Raw genomic sequence first — 21,036 nt, forward strand, 5'->3', positions numbered from 1 at the left:
GGCCGGCTGATGAGTGATCTGCCGCAGCAGCCCCGCGTTTCCGACCCCGCCAACGAGTTCGCGAGCGATAACTCGCAGATCGATCCCCGCGACTTTCGCAACGCCCTCGGAACCTATGCAACGGGCGTGACGATCATCACGGCCGCAGCGCCTGACGGCAAGCCTTACGGGCTGACGTGCAATTCGTTCGCCTCGGTGTCGCTGAATCCTCCGCTGGTTCTCTGGAGCCTTGTCGTTTATTCGTCGAGCCTGACCATCTTCCAGAACGCCAGCCATTTCACGGTCAACGTGCTTGGCGCCTCCCAGCAGGCACTTGCGAGCAAATTCGCCAAATCGTCGGATGACAAGTTCACCGGTGTGGACTGGACGCCGGGCCTCGGCATGGCGCCGGTCCTTGCAGAGAGCGTCGCCAACTTCCAATGCCGCTCCGTGAATCGCTATTATGGCGGCGACCATGTGATCTTTCTGGGCGCGGTCGAGGCCTATACCTACAACGCGCGGGAGCCGCTGCTCTTCGCGCGGGGGGCGTTCGGCCGATTTCTCGCGGACGACGAGCGCAAAAAGTCCCCTTAGCGTGCCTCAGGCGATGGATGGCCTAGCGCTCCGCGGCTGAAAGCTTGTAAATTTCCAGCGCGTCGGCTTCCGCGCCGCGCGCCGCCTTCGCCAGCCTGAAGAGTTGGCCCGCAAGCGAGGCCATTGGCACAGGCGTCGACGTCGCCTGTGCGACGTCGACGACCGTATCGAGATCCTTGAGCATCGTTGCAATGTGGCCAAGGGGTGGCGAGTGAATGCCTTGGGCCATCCGCGGCACGAAAAGCTGTAGCGGAATGGAGTCTGCAAAGCCGCCGGCGAGGGCTTCGGGCAAGCGATTGGCATCAATTCCCGCGTTCGCGGCCAAACGTGTGGCTTCCGCGAGAACGGCCATCGCGCAACCGACGATCACCTGATTGCAGAGTTTTGTGGTCTGACCGGCGCCGGTCGGGCCCATGTGGGTGAATCTGCGCGCCATGGACAACACGTAGGGCCGTACCCTCTCGATGTCAGCAGCTTCTCCACCGGCCATGATTGCAAGCGTGCCTTCCTCGGCCCCCTTCGTGCCGCCGGAAACCGGTGCATCGATCCAGCCGGCGCCATTGGCGTCTTTCAGTCGCTTGGCGAGACCGCGTGCGGCGTCGGGATGTATCGACGAGAAGTCGACGACAAGCTTGCCAGCGCCGGATGCCGCTGCCAGCCCCTCAGGCCCGAAGATCACGTCTTCGACGGCCGCCGCATCGGTCACGCACATGAAGGCAATATCGGAGTTCACCAGGAGATCGCGCGGCGTGGCTGCGCGCTTGGCACCGGCTTCGACGAGCGCGGCCACCTTGCCCTCCGAACGGTTCCAGGCAGTGACCTGATAGCCGGCCGTGAGCAGGCGTCGGGTCATCGGTGTTCCCATCAGCCCGAGGCCGAGATAACCAAGCCTCTCGGCGCCTTGCGGGTTTGCCTTGCTCGCATCAGCCATAGGTTGCCTCCTTCTGCCGCAGCGGCGCCGCTTTATCATACATTGCGCGGCGGGCGACGAAACCATCGGCCTCGCATGGCTTGCCTGATTGTTTGAACCATGAAACATTTGAGGCGGTCGGGTTGAGGTGGCGCCGGTCGGCGCCGGAGCAGCGGAGTGGGCACGATGCGAACCGTTTCGAAGTGGATCCTGGCTTTGGGGGCGGCGGCGGCCGTGAGCGCGGGGGCAACCTCGTCATGGGCGCAGCAGACGATCCGCGTCGGCTGGACGATTCCAGCCGAGGAATCCAAATACTGGATGATGCGCCGCGCGGCTGAATTTCCCAATCTCGGCAAGACCTATAACATCGAATGGACCCAGTTTCAGGGCACCGCGCCGATGACGCAGGCCCTGGCGGCCGGCGCGCTCGACTGCGCAACGCAGGCGCCGCTGTCGCTGTCCAATGGTGTCGTGGGCGGCAACCTCAAAGCCTATATCGTGGCGCAGCACGTGTTCGAGAAGCCTGGCGGTTTCTCGGTCTATTGGGCCGTCAAGGATGACTCGCCGATCAAGACGATCGCCGACCTCAAGGGCAAGACGGTTGGCATTTCCGTGATCGGCGGCGGCACGCAAGGTCCGTTCAACCTGCTCCTAAAGCAGAATGGTGTGGATCCGGCCAAGGATATCAAGCTCGTCGAGGTCGGCTTTGCGGTGTCCGAGGATGCGCTGCGCCAGGGCCGCGTCGATGCCGTCAACATGAATCAGCCATTTGCCGCACGCGCGGAGGCGAAGGGCGGCACGAGAAAACTGTTCTCACTGTCGGAGGCCATGCCGAACATCGTGCATATCCTGGAAGCCTGCCGCGCCGATTTCGTCGACAAGAACCCCGAAGCGGTCAAGGCCTATGTCCGCGACATCACGTCAGGAATGAAGAAAGCGTTGGCGAACCGGGAGGAGACCTTGAAGGTCGTCAATGAAGTTCTGAAAGCGCCTATCCCGGTGCTCGAGACCTATCTGCTTAAGGACAACGATTTTGGCCGTGATCCTGGCGCGGCGCCGAACTTCCCCGCGATTCAGAAGATGCTGGACATCTACGCGGAGACCGGAATGCTGCCGAAACTGGATGTCGCACAGTTCAAGCATCCGTCGATCGTCGCTCCCCTGGAATAGACGAGCGATCGTGCGATCCGAACGAGGAGCTCGCGGCGTCCCGGATGATCCGGGACGCGGCACGAAGAAGATGCACGCATGAAGAAGTTGCGATCACGGGTCACGACAGACGGCCTCGACCGGGCCCCGCACCGTGCATTCATGCGCGCGATGGGGCTCGACGACGCCGCGATTGCGAAACCGATGGTGGGCGTCGTCAGCATGAAGGGCGAGCAGACGCCCTGCAACATGACCCACGAATTCCAGGTGGCTGCGGCCAAAACCGGAATCGAGGAGGCCGGCGGCACGCCGCGCGAATTCTCGACCGTGTCGGTTTCCGACGGCATCAGCATGAATCACGAGGGAATGAAGTTCTCGCTGTTCTCGCGTGAACTGATCGCCGACTCGATCGAGGCCGTCGTCCATGGTCTAGCCTACGACGCGCTGATCGGATACGGCGGATGCGACAAGACCCTTCCTGGCGTGATGATGGGCATGGTTCGTTGCAACGTACCCTCCATCTTCATCTATGGCGGCAGCTCGCTTCCAGGCCGCGCGGATGGGCGGACGCTGACGGTGCTCGACTCCTATGAGGCAGTCGGCAGCTTCATGACCGGTGAGATCGACGGCGCCACGCTCGAGCGGATCGAGCGTGCCTGCCTGCCGACGATCGGCGCGTGCGCCGGTCAGTTCACCGCCAACACCATGGGAATGGTCTCGGAGGCGATGGGGCTGACCATTCCCAACGTCTCGATGGTGCCCGGTGTCTATGCCGAACGCGCACAGATCTCGCGACGGGCCGGCCGCCTGATCATGGAGATGCTGGAGCGTGGCGGGCCGTTGCCGCGCGACATCGTGACGCGGAAGTCCCTGGAGAACGGCGCGGCGATCGTTGCTGCGACCGGAGGCTCGACCAATGCCGCTCTGCATCTGCCGGCGATCGCGAACGAGGCGGGCATTGTATTCGGGATCGACGATGTGGGCGAGGTCTTTGCCAGGACACCGCTGATCGGAAATCTGCGCCCCGGGGGAAAATACACGGCGAAGGATGTGTACGACATCGGCGGAGCCGCCGTGGTGATCCGCGAGCTGATTCAGAGCGGTCACATCGACGGCAGCTGCATCACCATCACAGGGCGCTCGCTTGCTGAAGAATACGGTGCAGCCAACGCGCCGGACGGCGAGGTGGTTTACGCGTCTGCCGCGCCGATCATGCCTGACGGCGGCGTGGCGGTGCTGAAGGGGAATCTCTGCCCCGATGGTGCGGTGATCAAGGTCGCAGGTTTGAAGAGCCAGTTCTTCGAAGGCGTGGCGCGCGTGTTTGAAGACGAGGAAGGCTGCGTCAAAGCCGTACGGGATCGCAGCTACAAGGCAGGCGAGGTGCTTGTAATCCGAAACGAAGGGCCGGTCGGTGGCCCCGGCATGCGCGAGATGCTCGGTGTCACCGCGCTGATCTACGGGCAGGGCATGGGCGAAAAGGTGGCGCTGATCACCGATGGTCGGTTCTCCGGCGCGACCCGCGGTATGTGCATCGGCTACGTGGCCCCCGAAGCCTTCGTCGGTGGTCCGCTCGCGCTCGTTCGCGACGGTGACAGGATCCGGATCGATGCCGCAAACCGACGGATGGATGTGCTGCTCGACGAGCAGGAACTCACCACGCGGCGGCGAGATTGGAAGCAGCGTCCGCCGCGTCACCGTGCAGGCGCTCTTGCAAAATATGCGCGGCTGGTTGGGCAAGCGCCAGGCGGAGCCGTGACGCATGAAGGCCCGGCAGAATGGCCGTGGTTCGAATGACGCACCGCACGGGTGCGAAAATGGCCGCCTGTCTGGCAGGTTTCTTGCTAAGCTCGTGCCGCTGACGGAGAACGTTCAGCAGGTTCGTCGAAGAATGTTCGCGCGCGTGGGGCGAGAGACGGGATGACGGTAGTGCCGGCGAGATCGAGCGAATGGGTGAGACCGGTGACATCACACGAGCCGGCTTCTGCGATCATCGAGATCGACCGCGTCTCGCAGGTCTTTCAGACCTCGGCGCGCAAGGATCATGTGGCGCTTTCGGACATCTCGCTGACGATCGAGGAGGGGGCCTTCGTCTCCATCCTCGGTCCGTCCGGTTGCGGCAAGTCGACACTGCTTTATATCGTCGGCGGTTTTGTCAGCCCGACCAGCGGCGCGGCAAAGATCAAGGGTCATGCGATCACGGGGCCCGGTCCGGATCGCGGACCGGTGTTCCAGGAGTTTGCCCTATTCCCCTGGAAGACCGTGCTGGGCAATGTGATGTATGGCCCGCGTCAGCAAGGTGTGCGCGCCACTGAGGCGGAAGCGCAGAGCCGGACCTTGATCGAGATGGTCGGCCTCAAGGGCTTTGAAAATTTCTATCCCAAGGAATTGTCGGGCGGCATGAAGCAGCGCGTCGCGCTGGCGCGGACGCTTGCCTACCATCCAGAAGTGCTGCTGATGGACGAGCCGTTCGGGGCGCTCGACGCACACACCAGGACACGCCTGCAGAACGACCTTCTGAATATCTGGGAACGTGATCGCAAGACGGTGCTGTTCGTCACTCACTCGGTTGACGAGGCTGTCTTTCTCTCGGACAAGGTCGTGATGATGTCGAAATCTCCCGGCCGCATCCGGCAGGTGATCGACATCGATCTGCCGCGTCCGCGCCGCCGCAACGAGCTGTTGCTCGATCCGCGCTACCAGAAGTACGTCGTGGATATCGAGCGAATGTTCGATGAAGGCGAGGAAGGCGGGCCTGCCTCATGACGTCGCCGGCCGCCTTGATCAGACGGGCCGCGCCGGTGATGGCCTGCATCGGCTTGCTGGCAGTGTGGCAGGCCGCCTCGCTTGCGCTGAAGAACGACAGTTTCCCGACGGCGATCGAAGCGATCCGGGCGATTCCCGACATTCTTGGCGATAAGGAATCGCTGATCAACATCCTGGCCTCGCTTCGCCGCATGGCGATCGGGTTTGGGGTGGCGGTGCTGGTCTCGATTCCGCTGGGCCTGTTGATGGGACGCAGCCGGGGTGTCGCGGCTTTTTTCAATCCGCTCCTGATGGTGATCTATCCGGTGCCGAAGGCCGCGTTGATGCCGATCATCATGCTCTGGCTGGGAGTCGGCGACGTTACCAAGACTTTGGTGATCTTCCTGGGCGTCAGCCTTCCCGTGATCTATCACAGCTTTGAAGGCGCAAAGGCCGTCGAAGAGAAGATGCTGTGGTCGGGCGCTGCGATGGGGCTTTCGACGGCACAACGCCTGGTGCGGATCGTGTTGCCTGCGGCGCTGCCCGAAATCCTGACCGGGTGCCGCACGGGCCTCGTGCTGGCGCTGATCACGATGATCACCAGCGAGATGATCGCCCGCCAGTCCGGCGCCGGGAACATCCTGTTCAATGCGCTCGACATGGGCCAGTATGAAACCGTCTTTGCGATGATCATCATCGTGGGTGCAATGGGAATCTGTCTCGATGCGATTTTCGAACGGATCCGCGCGAGACTGGTGCGCTGGTCCGAGCCTCAGTTCGACATGCCGCTGAGCTTCTCATGATGTCGCGCCTGTTTTCCTCAAACGTCCTTCTCGGGATTGCCCCGATCGTGCTGATCGTCGCGGTGTGGCAAGGCCTGGTGTCATTCGGCTTCGCGCCCGCGGTCTTGCTGCCGCCACCGGGTTTCGTCTTCGGCCGGCTGCTCCAGCAACTCGTGACGTGGACGTTTCAGCAGGAGATCGCGGCAACCCTGATCCGGCTGTTTGCAGGGTTCACGATTGCGGTCGTGTTGGGTGTCAGTATCGGCATTGCAGCCGCCGCCAATCCGGCGATCAACGCCGTGGTTCGGCCGATCGTGCGCGTATTGGCGCCATTGCCCAAGGTCGCGCTCTATCCGGCATTGCTGTTGCTGCTCGGCTTCGGCCACGGGTCGAAGATCACGTTGGTGGCTGCTGATGCTCTGTTTCCCATTCTATTGTCCACCTACTACGGGGCGTCGACCGTCGAACAGAAGCTGATCTGGTCGGCGATGGCAGCGGGAACGCCGCGCTACGCAATCCTCTTCAAGGTGGTGCTGCCGGCGGCGATGCCATCGATCCTGACCGGATGCCGGATCGGGCTTGTCATTTCGTGCATCGTGGTGTTTCTGGCCGAGATGATCACGTCGACAGACGGATTGGGGCACGCGCTCGTGACCGCGGCCCGAACGTTCCAAGCCGTCGACATGTTCGTGCCGCTGATCACGATCTCGCTGCTCGGGTTGATCCTGAACGGCCTGCTGGGAGCCTTGCGATCGTATCTCTTGCGGGGCTTTCCCGAGGCGTGATCCGTCTCGACAAGAAACGACGATACCGGGAGTGAACCATGCTGGCTGATCGCATCGAGGCAAAATGGATTGACGCATTCTGCGAGATCTTTGAACGTTGCGCCGTGAAGGCCGGGGATACCGCCGCGATCCTCTCGGAGACCCAGTCGCGCGCGCTGAATGTGCATCTGGCAGAACTGGCGCTGCTGCGGATGGGTGCGCGGCCGTTTCATGTGGTGATGCCGACACCGCGTAACCGGAATATCGTTCCAGTTCGTTCGACAGGGGCGAGCGAGGCGATCCAGAAGCTTGGTCCGGTTATCACCGCACTTCAGCAGGCAGGCTTCGTAGTGGATTGCACCATCGAAGGCCTGATGCACGCGGTGGAGACGCCCGAGATATTGAAGGCCGGCGCACGGATACTGGTGATCTCCAACGAGCATCCCGAAGCCCTGGAGCGAATGGTGCCGGATCCTGCGCTCGAGAAGCGCGTTCGGGCCGCGGCGAAGATGCTGCGTGGGACGAGGCGGATGCGGGTGACCTCGAAGGCCGGGACCGCGCTCGATGTCGACATGGTCGGCGCGTCCACTGTCGGCGTGTGGGGCTGGACCGACAAACCCGGCACGCTGGCGCATTGGCCCGGTGGCATCGTCGTCAGCTTCCCCAAGAGCGGGACCATCAACGGCACATTGGTGATGGCGCCCGGGGACATCAATCTCACGTTCAAGCGCTACCTGACCTCACCTGTGAAGATGACGTTGAAGGACGACTATGTCGTCGAGCTGGAAGGCGAGGGCACGGATGCCGCCATGATGCGCGCCTATCTCGGCGCATGGGGCGACCGCGAAGCCTATGCGGTGTCGCATGTCGGCTTCGGCATGAACCCCGGTGCGCGCTATGAAGCGCTCTCGATGTACGACCAGCGCGACACCAATGGCACCGAGATCCGAGCCGTCTCCGGCAATTTCCTGTTCTCTACCGGCGCGAACGAGTTCGCCGGCCGCTACACGGCGGGGCATTTCGATCTGCCGATGATGGGCACGACGATCGAGCTCGATGGCGTTGCCGTGGTTCGGGAAGGCGTGCTCCAGGACGTCTTCGGCTAGTCGTTGCGGTCGAGCACCGGAGGCCGCGCCAAATCGAAGTGACGAAGCAGGTCGACCATGGCCTGCAGCCGCTTTGCGCGATAGGCGTCGACGTCCATCCCTGAGTAATCCAGGAATCCGGCGCCCGTGCGCAGGCCGATCCGGCCCTCATGCATATTGCGGGAAATAACATCGGGGGCCCTATAGCGGTTGCTGCCAAGCGCGCCCTCGAGATAACGACTGGCGTAGTACAGGATATCGCCGCCACCCCAATCGATGAACTCGAGCAGACCGAGCACAGCGTACCGGAAGCCAAAGCCGTAGCGGATCGCCTTGTCGATCTCCTCCGCGCTGGCGACGCCTTCCTCGACCATGCGGGCCGCTTCGTTCATCGCCAGCGCCTGGATGCGCGGAACGATGAAGCCTGGCGTCGCCGCGCAGACCACCGGCATCTTGCCGATACCTTCGAGCAGCCTCTTGACCTCGCCGACGATGGCGGGATCGGTGGCTTTGCCGGGCGAGACTTCGACCAGCGGGATCAGATAGGCCGGGTTGAGCCAATGCACATTGAGGAAGCGGCGCGGGTTGACGATCGCGCCTGAGAGATCGTCGACCAGGATGGTAGATGTCGTCGAGGCGATGATCGTTTCAGGTCCGACTTGCTTCGAAGCCGCCCCCAGTACCTCTCGCTTGAGCTCGACGACTTCAGGAACGCCCTCGAAGACGATCCCGGCGCCGGCTAGCGCTTCGCCGCTTTCTCCGGCCGATACCACCGAGACCCGTGCAATGAGCGGATCAACGTCCGCTTCCGTCAGCAGTCCCAGCTTCGACAGGCTGGCAAAGGTCTTGCCGATTTCGCCCAGCGCGTCCGCCTCCAGCTTGGAGAACTCCTCCGCGGAGCGCGCCTTGACGTCGATCATAGTGACCTTGTGCCCGGCATAGGCGAACGCGACGGCGATGCCGCGCCCCATGCGACCAGCCCCGAGACAGGCGATATTGATGCGATGGGTCATCGATCAGAATCCATTGCGAAGCAGCGTCTGCAGTTCAGCCTTGCTGAGATTGTCGAGCCCCAGCGTCTCCAGCGTTCGGCCGCCTTGCGCAAAATCCTCGCCGCAGACCGCGCCGCCGATCGACAGGAACGCTCTGGCCAGCGGCGTGGCCACGCCAGCCAGGCCGGCGACGGACACCAGCAGAGACAACCCAAGCCGCAGGTCTTCGCGCATGTAGCGGTGCTCGGTCAGCACAATTCGCTCGCGCCAGTCGCCGGATTCGGTCAGCCGGTCGTGTGAGCCGCGGCCATACATCCAGATCTCGCCTTCCTTGGCGTAATGATGGGCGAGCGGGAAATGTGGCGCGCTGTAGCCGAGCGCTTCGCGCACCGCGATGCGCTCCGCGTCAAGCGCGTCGGTGACCCGCCGGATCGCCGCTTGCGTGCCTTCCTTGTGAATGTCCCAGCGCTCGAAATGTTCAATCGGACCGGCGTTCATCACGATCAATGGCGGATGGATGATCGGTCCTGCATTCATCAGCGCTCCGGACAGCGCGTCTCCGCACGGCTCGATCGCATCGGGGAAAGCACGTCCGATCACCTCGAGTGTGCGTGGTGCGTGGTCGAGCGGGAAGACGCCGACCGGAAGCCGCTTGGCGCGGATGGTGATCGCAACCTCGAACGGTCCGTGCTTGCGGGTGAGCCACGGCAATGTGCCGGTTTCGGCAAAGCTCGCCTTGGCATGGTTCCCGGCATTCCGTGCAGCTTGCGCGAAGATCATCGAACCGAATGTCGCCGGCGGCAAGAAGACGACCTGACCGTCCCGCAGATGCGGGGCGAGGAGGCGAGCGATATCTGCCTGCGCGAAGGCAGGAGCGGGGCACAGGATCAGCTCTGTGCCATCGACGGCCTCGGCGATATCGGTCGTGACCAGCGCGAGCGTCACGTCGTGGCGGCCGTTGTGATCCCTCACCAGAATGCGCGAGCCGGCGGCGCGATGCGCTGCGACCTGATCGGCGTCGCGTCGCCAAAGCCGCACCTCATGCCCCGACAGTGCAAAATCGCCTGCGGCCGCGAACGAGCCGTTTCCCCCACCCAGAACCGCAATCTTCAAGATGCTTCTCCTTGCGCGCGGGACTGCGCATCGAGCTGCTTCAGCAGGAAATGCTGGACCTTGCCCAGCGCCGTGCGCGGCAGATCAGTGACGAAGACGATGTCGCGCGGCACCTTGTAGCGGGCCAGTTGCGCCTGGAGATGGGCTCGCAACCGGTTCGCCTCGGGTCGGCAGCCGGACCGGGGAATGACATAGGCGATCGGCACCTCGTCCCAGCGCGGGTCGGGCCGGCCGATTACGGCGCATTCGCTGACATCAGGGTGTTCGAGCAGGACGCGCTCGACCTCCGCCGGGTAGACGTTCTCTCCGCCTGATATGATCATGTTCTTCTTGCGGTCGCGCACCCAGAAATAGCCGTCGGCGTCGCACAGGCCGATGTCGCCGGTGCGATACCAGCCGTCGTGCAACGCCTCGCGCGTGGCGGCCTCGTTGCCCCAATATTCGAAGAACACGTTGGGTCCGCGCACCGCAATCTCGCCCGGCGTGCCTGCAGGCATCTCGCCACCGGAATGATCGATCACCTTCGCCTCGCAGCACAGGCCGGCAAGTCCGGTCGATCCCGCGCGCGAAAGGTCGCCGCCAAGCCGCGTGTAGATTGCGATCGGGCAGGTTTCGGTCGAGCCGTAAACCTGAAGCACGGGGACGTCGCGCGCGACGAAACGTTCGATCAGGTGCGGAGGCACAATGGTCGAGCCGGTGGCGACGGCCTTGAGCGACGAAAGATCCGCAGCAGCCCAGGCGGGATGCTCACTCACGGCCTGGATGATCGCAGGCACCATCACGGTGAGCGTCGGCCGCTCCTGTTCGATGGCGGCAAGCGTGGTCTCCGGTGTGAAGCGCGCATGGACGGTGACGGTCGCGCCCAACTGCAGGGCCGGCGTCGTCTGGATATTGAGGCCGCCGACGTGGAAGAATGGCAGCACGGTCAGCACTTGGTCGTCGGACGTCATGTTGTGCATGTGCTGGCTCATGACGCCGTTCCAGAACAGTGCCTCCTGGCGCAGCACCGCGCCTTTCGGCCGCCCTGTTGTTCCCGATGTGTAGACGATGAGCAGCGGGCAGGAGAGATCGGCGTGCGGATTCCGGCCGGTGCCGTCGCTGCGCGCCAGCAGGCTTTCGAAGGTCGTGCCGCGAGGCGGCGCGAAGTCGAGGCCGACGATGGCCGTACCCGGCGCGGTCCGCCCAAGCTCGGAAAGAACGCCTTCAAAGGCTTGCTCGAGCACCAGCACCTTGGCGCCGGCGTCAGCGAGAATGAAGAGTTGCTCGGCGACTGCAAGGCGCCAGTTCAGCGGCACCAGCATCGCGCCAAGCCGCGCGCAGGCATAAAGCAGGACCAGGTAGCCCGGTCGGTTCAGACTGAGGATGGCGACGCGGTCGCCGCGGCCAACGCCGAGCTGCTGCTTCAATGCCGTCGCGGTCCGCTCGATCCGCGCGGCAAAAGCCGCATAGCTCAGCCGTTCGCCTTCAAAGACAATGGCCGTCTTGTCCGGCGCGAACGCCGCGTTGCGGTCGATTAGACTGCAAAGGTCCACGGTCAGTCGTCCGTCTCGCCAGCTTCGTAGAGCGCCTCGCGTCCGATCCGGTCGAGGCACAGTTCGGCGGTCCAGGGCAGCATCAGCGAGCCACAACGGCTGTCGCGATAGATCCGCTCCAGTGGCAGCGAGCGAAGCATGGCCTGGCCTCCGCAGGTGCGGATCGCGAGCGCGGCGAGCTCATTGGCGCCTTCCATCACCGAATATTGCGCGGCGTAGGCCCGCAGAACCTGCTCCTTGCTCGGGTTGGCGCATGCTTCGGTGACAGCCTGGAACCAGATCCCCTTGATCTGTTCGAGCTTGATCTGCATCTGCGCGACCGCGATCTGCTTGGTCGGGTACATCCGGCGCTTGACCGGCGGCATGCCCGGCACTTCGCCGCGCAAGTAGCGGACGGTGAAATCATAGGCGGCTTGAGCCAGGCCCATATAGGTCGGCGACAACGTCAGGAACATGTGCGGCCAGCGCATCGCAGCCTGGAAATAGACGCCGCGCGGCATCAACGCGGAATCCTCCGGCACGAACACGTCCTTGAACAGGAGCGTCCGCGAAACGGTACCGCGCATGCCGAGCGGATCCCAGTCGCCGACGACCGAGACGCCATCCGATTTGGCGGAGATGGCCAGATATAGCGTGTTGCGGCGCGATGCCTTCTCACCTTCCTCGATCTCGGTGCAGAGCACGCCGTAATAGTCGGCGTGGCCGGAGAGCGATGCAAAGATCTTCTTGCCGTTGACGATCCAGCCGCCTTTCACGGGTTTTGCTTCCGTGCCGAACGCGACGCCGCCGGCGGCGGCCGCACCACCCTCCGAGAAAGGCTGCGAATAGATCGCGCCGTCATCGACGATGCGTTTGTAGTGGACCGCACGACGCCGCTCGTGCTCCGCGCGGGTCTCGGCATCCATGTCGAGATCGTCGGCGAGGGGCCCCGACCACAGTGTCGAGCAGACATGCATGTTCCAGGTCAGCGCGGTCGCACCGCAATAGCGGCCGATCTCGGCGGCCGCTATCGCGTAAGTCTGGTAGTTCGCGCCGAGCCCGCCGTGCTTCTTTGGAACGGCGATGCCGAGCAGGCCGACGCGGTGCAGGTCGCGATAATTCTCGGTGGGAAAGGTCGCTTCGCGATCGTAGGTCGCGGCGCGCGCCGCGAACACGCTCTGGCCGATCTCGCGGGCGCGCGCAATGATGCTGGCCTGCTCGTCGCTCAGGCGGAATGCGACCGGATCGAAGATCGGTGCATCCAGTGCGACCTTGCCGGTGGCTCCAATTGTCTTGCTGACTTGCATCGTCATTGCGCAGTCACCTTACGCTTTGGTCGCGAGAGAGTTCAGGAACTTGCCAAGCGCCTCGTCGAAGGCATCGGGGCGTTCGAGATTGGCGAGATGGCCGACGCCGGGAAGCTCGACATATTCGGCCAAGGGAATATATGTCGCCGTCTTTGCCATCATCGGTGCGGGCGCATTGTTGTCCCTGGAGCCGGACAGCAGCAGCGTCGGGACGGAGATATCCCCAAGCGTACTGCGCTGATCGAAGCCGATGAGAGCCAGCATCATGGCGCGATAGCTTGCCTCCGGCACAGTTCCCATGCATTCGCGTGCAAGCTCCATCCCGGCTGGATCGGGATCGTCGCCGACGAGCTCTTTCACCAGCGAGGGCGCCAGCGACTTCATCGTCTCTCCGCGATCGAGCGGCCCGAGCCGCGCCGCGATGAACGATTTCTGCCAGTCGCCGTCGGCCTTGCCGAAGGCAGGACTGGTCTGCGCCAGCACGACCGCACGCGCCAGTTTTGGCGATTGCACCAGCCATTTCTGGACGATCATGCCGCCGATCGAGTGACCGACCAGAATGGGTCTGGTTGCACCGAGCAGTTCGATGAATTGCTGGAGCGCCTGCGCCAGGGCAGCGATGCTGACGCTGGCGAGCGGCGCCGATCCGCCATAGCCGGGCATATCCCACGCGATCGTGCGGAAGCGGTCGCCAAATGTGGCAAGCTGGCGCCGCCAGGCTCGCGCGGCCCCACCGATGCCATGCAGGAAGATCAGAGGTGTCGCGTCCGGATCGCCCGCGGCTTCATAGGCGAAGCGTCCGTCCTTTGTTATCATTGGCGCAGGCTGCGACACGCGACATCCTTTTGCTCGGCCCTTTGATGCTAACAGGCCTGTGGGGGATGGGAAGTGATAATTTTATACTTAAAGCAATTTCCGGGCCGCGCCCTCTCGTGTCGCGGCATTCGTGGCGGCTAGCGCCGCTTTCGTTGCAAAAACTTGAAGGTTAAAATATATCGGAGAGCGACAAGCACCTCAGGGAGCCAGCGCATGTCCGGATTGCCGCACTCGCCGCACGCGCTGGTGACAGGTGGAGGTCGCGGCATCGGCCGCGCGATAGCGGCATCTCTCGTCGGTGCCGGCGCCACCGTGACCGTGCTCGGCCGGAACGCCGCGACTCTCGCAGAGGCGATCGACGCCGGCGCCGCGCATTTTGCGGCCGTCGCCGACGTTTCCGACGAGGCGTCGTTGAAGGCGGCCGTTGCCGAGGCGAGCGCGCGGCAGCCGATCGATATTCTCGTTGCCAACGCGGGCAGCGCTGAATCCGCGCCATTCACCAAGTCGGACACCGCGCTCTTCACGCGCATGATGGATGTCAATTTCATGGGCGTGGTCCACGCCGCCCATGCTGTGCTGCCGGGCATGAAGGGCCGTCCCTACGGCCGTATTGTCGCGGTCGCGTCGACGGCGGGTCTGAAAGGCTACGCCTATGTCAGCGCGTACAGCGCGGCCAAGCACGCGGTGATCGGCCTCGTGCGCTCCCTTGCCCTCGAGATGGCCGGCAGCAATGTCACCGTGAATGCGGTGTGTCCTGGCTTCACCGACACCGATCTCGTCGCGGGCAGTATCGAGAACATCATGACCAAGACAGGGCGTAGCCGCGAGCAGGCGATCGCAGAGCTCGCCAAGCACAATCCGCAAGGACGCCTGATCACGCCTCAGGAGGTGGCAGACGCGGTTCTTTGGTTGTGCGGCGAAGGCGCCGGCGCGATCACTGGGCAGGCGATTGCGGTCGCCGGAGGCGAGGTCTAGCGTACATGGCGCAGGCGCCGAACAAGGAAGCCAAGGAGATCGCATGAGCAGACCAGCAAATCCCGTCACCATTCCGCTCGCGGACTATTCGCCGCAGCACTTCCTGCTGGCGGTGGTCGACGGCGTTGCGACGGTCACGCTCAACCGGCCCGAACGAAAGAATCCGCTGACGTTCGAAAGCTACCGGGAATTGACCGATTTCTTCCGTGCCTGCGCGTTCGATGACGAGGTCAAGTCCATCGTCGTCACCGGCGCGGGTGGCAATTTCTCGTCCGGCGGGGATGTGTTCGAGATCATCGGTCCGCTGGTGAAGATGGACACCAAGGGGCTGACCGCCTTCACGCGGATGACGGGCGACCTCGTCAAGGCGATGCGGGCCTGCCCGCAGCCGATCGTGGCCGCGGTCGAGGGCATCTGTGCCGGGGCCGGTGCGATCGTTGCCATGGCCTCGGACATGCGCCTCGCGGCGAGCGGGGCCAAGGTCGCGTTCCTGTTCAACAAGGTGGGCCTCGCCGGTTGCGACATGGGGGCCTGCGCGATCCTGCCGCGGATCATCGGACAGTCCCGCGCCTCCGAGTTGCTCTACACCGGCAGGTTCATGACCGCGGAGGAGGGCGAGCGCTGGGGCTTCTTCAGCCGCATCGTGACGCCGGAGCAGGTGCTGACCCAGGCGCAATCGCTGGCCAAGCAGGTCGCGGAAGGGCCGACCTTCGCCAACACCATGACCAAGCGGATGCTGGCGATGGAATGGGCAATGTCTGTGGAGGAAGCGATCGAGGCGGAAGCCGTCGCCCAGGCCCTGTGCATGACGACGGCCGATTTCACGCGCGCTTTCGAGGCTTTCGCCAACAAGGTCAAGCCGGTCTTCAGGGGCGATTGAACGGACGCCTTTGCCGGCGCTACGCCAGCTAAGGGGACTTGCGCGAAATTATTTTAGGTTTAAAATAGTTTCATGGCCGGGTGAATTGGCGAGGCTCCCATGAAAGTCGCGATCATCGGTGGCGGACCTGCGGGTCTCTACGCTGCGATCCTGCTCAAGAAGCAGCGTCCGGGCGCCGATATCGCGGTGTATGAGCGCAACCGTGCCGACGATACTTTCGGTTTCGGCGTGGTGTTCTCGGATGCGACGCTCGACAATTTCGAGAAGCACGATCTGCCGAGCTATCGCCGCATCACCCAGGAGTTCGCCTACTGGGACGACATCGCCGTGCATTTTCGCGGCACCGTCCACCGGGTCGGCGGCAACGGCTTTTGTGGCTGCTCGCGGCGCAAGCTGCTTCTGATCCTCCAGGAGCGGGCCCGCGAGCTTGGCGTCGTCCTGCACTTCGAGGTGGACGTCGACGACGAATCCCGCTTCGCCGATGCCGATCTCATCCTGATCGCCGACGGCATCAACAGCCGCTTCCGCGAGAAACATGTTGATCATTTCCAGCCGGAGGTCGACGTCCGCTCCAACAAGTTTGCCTGGATGGGCTCGACAAGGCCGCTCGACGCCTTCACCTTCATCTTCCAGGAGACCGAGTGGGGTCCTTTCATCGCTCACGCCTATCAATATGAGGCCGGACACTCGACTTGGATCTTCGAGACCGATCCTGAGACGTTCGAGCGGGCCGGCCTGACGGGGCTGGACGAGACGCAGTCCGCCGCGCGGATGGCCGAGATTTTTGGCTGGTTCCTCGATGGACACAAGCTGCTCACCAACCGTTCGATGTGGCGCAATTTCCCGATGATCCGCAGCAAGCGCTGGGTCAAGGACAACATGGTGCTGCTTGGCGATGCCAAGGCGAGCGCGCATTTTTCGATCGGATCCGGCACCAAGCTCGCGATGGAAGACGCGATTGCGCTGGCCGAAGCCATGCAGAACGCGCCGAGCACCAAGGCGGCGCTCGATCTCTATGAACATGGCCGCCGTGAGGAGGTCGAGAAGACGCAGCACGCCGCCGACGTCTCGCTGGTCTGGTTCGAGCATGTCGATCGCTTCTGGGATTTCGACCCCGTGCAGTTTGCCTTTGGCGTGATGACGCGCTCGAAGGCAATCACGTATGACAATCTCAAACTTCGCGCGCCCGATTTCGTGGCCGAGGTCGAAAAGTCATTCGCCAGCCAGGTGCGCCGCAGCGGTTTCGATGTCGACACCGGGCGGCCGATGGTGCCGCTGTTCCAGCCGTTCCGATTGCGCGAGATGGAGCTCGCCAATCGCGCGGTGGTGTCGCCGATGTGCATGTATTCGGCCAAGGAAGGCGTGCCGACAGATTTCCATCTCGTGCATTACGGCTCGCGCGCGATCGGCGGCGCGGGGCTGGTCTTCACCGAGATGACCTGCGTCAGCCGCGATGCCCGTATCACGCCCGGCTGCGCCGGCCTGTGGAACGACGAGCAAGAGGCCGCGTGGCGTCGCATCGTGGATTTCGTCCACGGCAATTCGGCCGCGAAAATCTGCCTGCAACTGGGGCACGCCGGCCGCAAAGGCGCGACCAAGCTGATGTGGGACGGCATGGACCGTCCGCTGGAAGAAGGCGGCTGGGAGATCGCTTCGGCGTCGCCGTTGCCCTATTTCCCCGACAGCCAGGTGCCGCGCGAGCTCGATCGCGCCGGCATGAACGCGGTGAGGGATGCTTTCGTTGCGGCGGCCGAGCGCGGCGAGCGCTGCGGCTTCGACATGCTGGAGCTGCATTGCGCTCACGGCTATCTGCTCGCAAGCTTCATCTCGCCGTTGACGAACAATCGCACGGACGAGTATGGCGGTTCGCTCGAAAACCGTCTGCGTTTCCCGCTCGAGATCTTCGAGGCGCTGCGACTGGTGTGGCCGTCGCACAAGCCGATGTCGGTGCGCATTTCCGCGACTGACTGGGCCGATGGCGGCATCACCGGCGACGACGCGGTGGCGATCGCGCGGGCCTTCGCCGAAGCCGGTGTCGATCTCGTCGACGTCTCGACGGGACAGACCGTTCGCGATGCGCAGCCAATTTATGGGCGCATGTTCCAGACGCCGTTCTCGGATCAGGTCCGCAACGAGGCGCGCGTGGCCACGATGTGCGTCGGCAACATCACGACCGCGGACCAAGCCAATACCATCCTGGCCGCCGGCCGGGCGGATCTCGTCGCCCTCGGCCGGCCGCATTTGGTCGATCCGTTCTTCACCATGAAGGCGGCGGCCTGGTACGGGGCAAACGAGGCGTTCTGTCCGCCGCAATATCTTCCCGGAAAAGAGCAAATTTTCCGCAACAGCGTCCGCGACCGGCAGGACCTCGAGGAGCTGAGAATTAAGGCTAAGCCCAAGACCCGGGCCGAGCTCAAGGCGGAGGCGACAAAGCCGCTTGCGGCGGAGTGACCGCCCGTGCGACGTTAACCCATTGCCTGTGTTTCGAGTGGAGTTTGGGCGATGAAGGCGATTGTCATCGGTGGCGGTATCGGTGGTCTCACCACGGCATTGATGCTGCGCTCGCGCGGCCTGGATTGTGAGATCTTCGAGCAGGCCGACACGATTCGCGAGCTCGGCGTCGGAATCAACACGCTGCCGCACGCCATGCGCGAGCTCGCAGGTCTCGGCCTGTTGCAGAAGCTCGACGACGTCGCGATCCGCACCGATCAGCTCTATTATCTCAACCGCCACGGCCAGGAGGTCTGGCGCGAAGCCCGCGGCATCGACGCCGGCCACGACGTGCCGCAATTCTCGATCCATCGCGGCCGCCTCCAGGGCGTCATCCATCGCGCGGTCGAGGAGCGGCTCGGGCAGGGGGCGATCCACACCGGCTGCCGGCTTGGTGCGTTCACGCAGGATGAGGGCGGCGTCACCGCCTATTTCTTCGATCGTGCGGGCGCCCATGTCCACACTGCGCGCGGCGATATCCTGATCGGTGCCGACGGTATCCATTCCCGTGTCCGCGAAACGTTGTTCCCGAACGAGGGCCCGCCGTGCTGGAACGGCCTGATGCTATGGCGCGGTGCGCGCGACTGGCCGCTGTTCCTCACCGGCAAGTCGATGATCGTGGCCGGCGGCCTCAATGCCAAGGTGGTGATCTACCCGATCGCGGAAGGATCGAGCCCGGCGAGCCGCCTGACCAATTGGGCCGTGCTGGTGAAGGTCGGCGAGGGCAATGTGCCGCCGCCGCGGAAGGAAGACTGGTCGCGGCCGGGTCGCCGCGAAGAGCTGATGCCCCACGTCGCGCGCTTCTCCGTGCCCTATGTCGACATCAGGAGCCTGATCTCGGCGACGCCCGAATTCTACGAATATCCGACCTGTGACCGCGATCCCTTGCCGTACTGGTCGTCCGGACGCGTCACGTTGCTCGGCGATGCCGCGCACCCCATGTATCCGGTCGGCTCCAATGGGGCATCACAGGCAATCCTCGATGCGCGCTGCCTCGCGGACGCGCTGGTGCGTGCCGAGCATCCGCGCCAGGCGCTGCTCGAGTATGAGAAGAAGCGCCTGCCGATGACGGCCGATATCGTTCGCTCCAACCGGCGCGGCGGCCCCGAGGGCGTCATCGACGCCGTCGAGCAGCTCGCGCCAGATGGATTCGACAATGTCGACAATGTCCTGAGCTATTCCCAGCGCGAAGCCATCGTGCGCGGCTATGCCACCAAGGCGGGCTTCGCCGCAGTGCCGGGACTTGCCGCGGTCCGCGCCTAAGACGCGGCTAGCTGCCGGGCGGCGGCGGCAGGAAGTGGATGTTGAACTCAGCCGCCATCGCCACCACGTCCTCCGGCTTCTGTTCCTTCATGTTGTGAAGGCCCCAGAACAGGTCGAACAGCTTGCGGCTTGGCGAGACCCAGAACAGCACTTTTGCAGTCTGTTCCGACTTGTTGAAGATGCCGTGCGGCACGCCCATGCCGAGGCGGATGAGGTCGCCGGCGGTTGCCTGCGACTCCGAATTGCCGAGCATGAAGTCGAGCTTGCCCTCCAGCATGTAGAGATATTCATCCTGGTCGGGGTGAATGTGCGGCGGCACGAACGTGCCCGGCGGCAAGGTCGCATGCCAGGAGAAGCTGTGTTCGGCATAGCTCTTCGGCACATAGGTCTGACCGAGGATGTTCCAGGAAATGCCCTGGATGCCCTCATTGGCCCGCGTGATGCCGGTGATTTCGCTGCTCATTGAAGTCCTCCCGTAATCCGCCGCGGCTTAGTTCGCCGCCTTGCAGTCCTTGGCGTAGCGATCGCCGTAATTCTCGAAGACCTTCTGGACGATCTCGGTCTGGAACTTGCCGTCCGGACGCTTGGCGACCTTGGTCAGGTAGAAGTCCTGGATCGGATAGCCGTTGGTGTTGAACTTGAAGGCGCCGCGCAGCGAGGTGAAGTCGGCCTTCTTCAGCGCGGCCCGGACGGCGTCCTTGTTCGAGAGGTCGCCCTTCACGGCCTTGACCGCACTGTCGATCAGCATCGCGGCGTCATACGCCTGGAAGGCGTAGGTTCCAGGCACGACGTTGTAGGCGGCCTCGTAGGAGGCGACGAACTTCTTGTTCTGGGGATTGTCGAGATTGGGCGCCCAGTTGGCGCCGCCGAACATGCCGACGGCCGCGTCCTGCTGTGCCGGCAGGGTCGATTCATCCACCGTGAAGGCCGAGAGCACCGGAATGCTGTCGGCGAGCCCGGCCTGCCGGTATTGCTTGACGAGATTGACGCCGAGGCCGCCCGGCATGAACGTGAACAGGGCATCGGGCTTCTGCGAGGAGATCTTGGACAGCTCCGGCTGGAAGTCCAGGGTGTTCAGCGGCATGTAGGATTCCTCGACGATCTCGCCCTTGTAGTCGAGCTTGAAGCCCGCCACCGAATCCTTGCCGGCCTGATAGTTCGGCACCATCAGGTACATGCGCTTGTAGCCGCGATCCTGCGCGACCTTGCCGAGGATCTCGTGAACCTGATCGTTCTGATAGGACGTGACATAGAAGAACGGATTGCAGTCCTTGCCGGCGAACGTCGACGGACCGGCATTGGGGCTGATCAGGAAGGTTTTCGATTCCGTCACGGGCCGGTGGATCGCCTGCAGGATGTTGGAGAAGATCGGGCCGATCACGAAGTCGACCTTGTCGCGCTCCAGAAGGCCCTTGACCTTGGTCACTCCCGCGTCCGGCTTGAGTTCATCGTCGACCACGACGACCTCGACATCGCGGCCGCCCATTTTGCTGCCGAGATCCTTCACCGCAAGCGCAAAGCCGTCGCGAACTTGTTGGCCCAGTGCAGCAGCAGGCCCCGACAGGGTCACGATCACGCCCAGCTTGATCTTCTCCTGTGCGAGGGCAGGGGTCATCGCGGTGCCAAGCAGCGCGGTGGCTGCGGCCAAGGTCATCTGCATCTTCATGATCTGTCCCTCGTGACT

General features: G+C 63.6%; 19 protein-coding genes. 11 read left to right on the plus strand and 8 right to left on the minus strand.

Annotation, left to right across the window (positions count from 1 at the left end):
* Nucleotides 1-9 precede the first annotated feature (9 nt).
* Nucleotides 10-573, plus strand: coding sequence for a flavin reductase family protein (locus ACFDR6_RS26760; RefSeq protein ID WP_212090859.1), 564 nt, complete (start codon nucleotides 10-12; stop codon nucleotides 571-573).
* Nucleotides 574-595: 22 nt separating this feature from the next.
* Here the strand turns inward: ACFDR6_RS26760 and ACFDR6_RS26765 are convergent, their stop codons facing one another.
* The gene (locus ACFDR6_RS26765) at nucleotides 596-1,504 is read right to left on the minus strand and encodes an NAD(P)-dependent oxidoreductase (RefSeq protein WP_375860235.1); all 909 of its coding nucleotides are present in this window, start codon (nucleotides 1,502-1,504) and stop codon (nucleotides 596-598) included.
* A gap of 165 nt (nucleotides 1,505-1,669) precedes the next feature.
* Between ACFDR6_RS26765 and ACFDR6_RS26770 the strand changes: the two genes are divergently transcribed.
* The 6 genes from ACFDR6_RS26770 to ACFDR6_RS26795 all read left to right on the plus strand — a co-directional run bounded on the left by ACFDR6_RS26770 (nucleotide 1,670) and on the right by ACFDR6_RS26795 (nucleotide 8,026).
* A complete protein-coding gene (locus tag ACFDR6_RS26770; RefSeq protein ID WP_212090865.1) occupies nucleotides 1,670-2,653 on the plus strand; it encodes an ABC transporter substrate-binding protein in 984 nt (327 codons plus the stop codon).
* Between the two features lie 78 nt (nucleotides 2,654-2,731).
* Nucleotides 2,732-4,426, plus strand: a complete 1,695-nt coding sequence (gene ilvD, locus ACFDR6_RS26775; RefSeq protein WP_375860083.1) for a dihydroxy-acid dehydratase — start codon at nucleotides 2,732-2,734, stop codon at nucleotides 4,424-4,426.
* 123 nt (nucleotides 4,427-4,549) lie between these two features.
* Nucleotides 4,550-5,395 (plus strand): ABC transporter ATP-binding protein, encoded by an 846-nt coding sequence (locus ACFDR6_RS26780; RefSeq protein ID WP_212090872.1) that lies wholly within the window; start codon nucleotides 4,550-4,552, stop codon nucleotides 5,393-5,395.
* Nucleotides 5,392-6,177 (plus strand): ABC transporter permease, encoded by a 786-nt coding sequence (locus tag ACFDR6_RS26785; protein ID WP_212090875.1) that lies wholly within the window; start codon nucleotides 5,392-5,394, stop codon nucleotides 6,175-6,177. Before ACFDR6_RS26780 ends, ACFDR6_RS26785 begins: the two co-directional genes overlap by 4 nt.
* The gene (locus ACFDR6_RS26790) at nucleotides 6,174-6,941 is read left to right on the plus strand and encodes an ABC transporter permease (protein ID WP_317243191.1); all 768 of its coding nucleotides are present in this window, start codon (nucleotides 6,174-6,176) and stop codon (nucleotides 6,939-6,941) included. Before ACFDR6_RS26785 ends, ACFDR6_RS26790 begins: the two co-directional genes overlap by 4 nt.
* Before the next feature lie 38 nt (nucleotides 6,942-6,979).
* Entirely contained in the window at nucleotides 6,980-8,026 is a 1,047-nt protein-coding gene (locus ACFDR6_RS26795; protein ID WP_317243192.1) for a 2,5-dihydroxypyridine 5,6-dioxygenase NicX family protein, read from the plus strand.
* Here ACFDR6_RS26795 and ACFDR6_RS26800 read toward each other — a convergent pair.
* Genes ACFDR6_RS26800 through ACFDR6_RS26820 form a run of 5 tightly spaced genes read right to left on the minus strand, consistent with a single transcriptional unit; the run spans nucleotide 8,023 to nucleotide 13,744 of the window.
* A complete protein-coding gene (locus ACFDR6_RS26800; protein ID WP_317243193.1) occupies nucleotides 8,023-9,018 on the minus strand; it encodes a 3-hydroxybutyryl-CoA dehydrogenase in 996 nt (331 codons plus the stop codon). The genes ACFDR6_RS26795 and ACFDR6_RS26800 overlap by 4 nt on opposite strands.
* A 3-nt stretch (nucleotides 9,019-9,021) precedes the next feature.
* Complete coding sequence (locus ACFDR6_RS26805) at nucleotides 9,022-10,110, minus strand: NAD/NADP-dependent octopine/nopaline dehydrogenase family protein (protein ID WP_375860084.1); 1,089 nt, start codon at nucleotides 10,108-10,110, stop codon at nucleotides 9,022-9,024.
* A complete protein-coding gene (locus ACFDR6_RS26810) occupies nucleotides 10,107-11,642 on the minus strand; it encodes a class I adenylate-forming enzyme family protein (RefSeq protein ID WP_375860085.1) in 1,536 nt (511 codons plus the stop codon). Before ACFDR6_RS26810 ends, ACFDR6_RS26805 begins: the two co-directional genes overlap by 4 nt.
* Nucleotides 11,643-11,644: 2 nt before the next feature.
* Nucleotides 11,645-12,934: an acyl-CoA dehydrogenase family protein gene (locus ACFDR6_RS26815; protein ID WP_375860086.1), complete on the minus strand. Its 1,290-nt coding sequence runs from the start codon at nucleotides 12,932-12,934 to the stop codon at nucleotides 11,645-11,647.
* 12 nt (nucleotides 12,935-12,946) lie between these two features.
* Entirely contained in the window at nucleotides 12,947-13,744 is a 798-nt protein-coding gene (locus ACFDR6_RS26820; RefSeq protein ID WP_375860087.1) for an alpha/beta fold hydrolase, read from the minus strand.
* A gap of 213 nt (nucleotides 13,745-13,957) precedes the next feature.
* Between ACFDR6_RS26820 and ACFDR6_RS26825 the strand changes: the two genes are divergently transcribed.
* The 4 genes from ACFDR6_RS26825 (at nucleotide 13,958) to ACFDR6_RS26840 (ending at nucleotide 19,352) form a co-directional block, all read left to right on the plus strand.
* Complete coding sequence (locus ACFDR6_RS26825) at nucleotides 13,958-14,719, plus strand: SDR family NAD(P)-dependent oxidoreductase (RefSeq protein ID WP_375860088.1); 762 nt, start codon at nucleotides 13,958-13,960, stop codon at nucleotides 14,717-14,719.
* A 43-nt stretch (nucleotides 14,720-14,762) separates the two neighbouring features.
* A complete protein-coding gene (locus ACFDR6_RS26830) occupies nucleotides 14,763-15,599 on the plus strand; it encodes an enoyl-CoA hydratase family protein (RefSeq protein ID WP_212090902.1) in 837 nt (278 codons plus the stop codon).
* Nucleotides 15,600-15,698: 99 nt separating this feature from the next.
* On the plus strand, nucleotides 15,699-18,050 hold the full coding sequence (locus ACFDR6_RS26835; RefSeq protein WP_375860089.1) for a bifunctional salicylyl-CoA 5-hydroxylase/oxidoreductase: 2,352 nt from the start codon (nucleotides 15,699-15,701) through the stop codon (nucleotides 18,048-18,050).
* 51 nt (nucleotides 18,051-18,101) lie between these two features.
* On the plus strand, nucleotides 18,102-19,352 hold the full coding sequence (locus tag ACFDR6_RS26840; protein ID WP_375860091.1) for a flavin-dependent oxidoreductase: 1,251 nt from the start codon (nucleotides 18,102-18,104) through the stop codon (nucleotides 19,350-19,352).
* Between the two features lie 7 nt (nucleotides 19,353-19,359).
* Here the strand turns inward: ACFDR6_RS26840 and ACFDR6_RS26845 are convergent, their stop codons facing one another.
* Nucleotides 19,360-19,815 (minus strand): cupin domain-containing protein, encoded by a 456-nt coding sequence (locus ACFDR6_RS26845; protein ID WP_212090913.1) that lies wholly within the window; start codon nucleotides 19,813-19,815, stop codon nucleotides 19,360-19,362.
* 27 nt (nucleotides 19,816-19,842) lie between these two features.
* Entirely contained in the window at nucleotides 19,843-21,018 is a 1,176-nt protein-coding gene (locus tag ACFDR6_RS26850; protein WP_212090916.1) for an ABC transporter substrate-binding protein, read from the minus strand.
* Between the last annotated feature and the right edge of the window lie 18 nt (nucleotides 21,019-21,036).

The sequence above is a fragment of the Bradyrhizobium tunisiense genome (assembly GCF_042263385.1).
GTDB lineage: Bacteria > Pseudomonadota > Alphaproteobacteria > Rhizobiales > Xanthobacteraceae > Bradyrhizobium > Bradyrhizobium tunisiense.

Bases quoted from the DNA above. Each gene is read 5' to 3' on its own strand.
- ACFDR6_RS26760 (WP_212090859.1), top strand. From the start codon at position 10: ATGAGTGATCTGCCGCAGCAGCCCCGCGTTTCCGACCCCGCCAACGAG.
- ACFDR6_RS26765 (WP_375860235.1), bottom strand. From the start codon at position 1,504: ATGGCTGATGCGAGCAAGGCAAACCCGCAAGGCGCCGAGAGGCTTGGT.
- ACFDR6_RS26770 (WP_212090865.1), top strand. From the start codon at position 1,670: ATGCGAACCGTTTCGAAGTGGATCCTGGCTTTGGGGGCGGCGGCGGCC.
- ilvD (WP_375860083.1), top strand. From the start codon at position 2,732: ATGAAGAAGTTGCGATCACGGGTCACGACAGACGGCCTCGACCGGGCC.
- ACFDR6_RS26780 (WP_212090872.1), top strand. From the start codon at position 4,550: ATGACGGTAGTGCCGGCGAGATCGAGCGAATGGGTGAGACCGGTGACA.
- ACFDR6_RS26785 (WP_212090875.1), top strand. From the start codon at position 5,392: ATGACGTCGCCGGCCGCCTTGATCAGACGGGCCGCGCCGGTGATGGCC.
- ACFDR6_RS26790 (WP_317243191.1), top strand. From the start codon at position 6,174: ATGATGTCGCGCCTGTTTTCCTCAAACGTCCTTCTCGGGATTGCCCCG.
- ACFDR6_RS26795 (WP_317243192.1), top strand. From the start codon at position 6,980: ATGCTGGCTGATCGCATCGAGGCAAAATGGATTGACGCATTCTGCGAG.
- ACFDR6_RS26800 (WP_317243193.1), bottom strand. From the start codon at position 9,018: ATGACCCATCGCATCAATATCGCCTGTCTCGGGGCTGGTCGCATGGGG.
- ACFDR6_RS26815 (WP_375860086.1), bottom strand. From the start codon at position 12,934: ATGACGATGCAAGTCAGCAAGACAATTGGAGCCACCGGCAAGGTCGCA.
- ACFDR6_RS26820 (WP_375860087.1), bottom strand. From the start codon at position 13,744: ATGATAACAAAGGACGGACGCTTCGCCTATGAAGCCGCGGGCGATCCG.
- ACFDR6_RS26825 (WP_375860088.1), top strand. From the start codon at position 13,958: ATGTCCGGATTGCCGCACTCGCCGCACGCGCTGGTGACAGGTGGAGGT.
- ACFDR6_RS26830 (WP_212090902.1), top strand. From the start codon at position 14,763: ATGAGCAGACCAGCAAATCCCGTCACCATTCCGCTCGCGGACTATTCG.
- ACFDR6_RS26835 (WP_375860089.1), top strand. From the start codon at position 15,699: ATGAAAGTCGCGATCATCGGTGGCGGACCTGCGGGTCTCTACGCTGCG.
- ACFDR6_RS26840 (WP_375860091.1), top strand. From the start codon at position 18,102: ATGAAGGCGATTGTCATCGGTGGCGGTATCGGTGGTCTCACCACGGCA.
- ACFDR6_RS26845 (WP_212090913.1), bottom strand. From the start codon at position 19,815: ATGAGCAGCGAAATCACCGGCATCACGCGGGCCAATGAGGGCATCCAG.
- ACFDR6_RS26850 (WP_212090916.1), bottom strand. From the start codon at position 21,018: ATGAAGATGCAGATGACCTTGGCCGCAGCCACCGCGCTGCTTGGCACC.